2 protein-coding genes are annotated in these 416 nt (G+C 66.1%); one reads left to right on the plus strand and one right to left on the minus strand.

Annotated features, from left to right (window positions below; all coding sequences use genetic code 11):
- Positions 1-221, minus strand: a 221-nt coding sequence (locus ACUN8H_RS18755; RefSeq protein WP_445533546.1) for a hypothetical protein, incomplete at its 3' end; no start/stop codon positions are given.
- Here ACUN8H_RS18755 and ACUN8H_RS18760 point away from each other — a divergent pair.
- On the plus strand, positions 183-416 hold a 234-nt coding region (locus tag ACUN8H_RS18760), incomplete at its 3' end, for a hypothetical protein (RefSeq protein WP_445533547.1). The genes ACUN8H_RS18755 and ACUN8H_RS18760 overlap by 39 nt on opposite strands.

Consider the following 416-nt stretch of genomic DNA (forward strand, 5'->3'; position numbering starts at 1 on the left):
CCTTTGACGGCGAGAACGTGACCCTGACCCAGGCCGGTGTCGACGCCATTAACGCCGGCACCACGCTGCCCCCGGTCAGCCTCACCGCCACTGACAGCGGCACGCCTGCGCTCACGGCCACTGACAGCGACACCCCGACGTACAACGCCCAGAACGATGGCCCGACGATCGACGTCACCGCGGTGGATACCTTTAACGAAAATGACGCCGTGGTCGGCCAAACCGTCGCCACCTTCACCGCCAGTGACGAAGAAGACGGTGTGCTCACCGCCGGTGCAGGCCAAGTCACCTTCACCCCTGGCACCAACGGTGACGGCTACTACGCCTTTGACGGCGAGAACGTGACCCTGACCCAGGCCGGTGTCGACGCCATCAACGCCGGCACCACGCTGCCCCCGGTCAGCCTCACCGCCACT

The organism is Vreelandella sp. V005 (assembly GCF_052645115.1).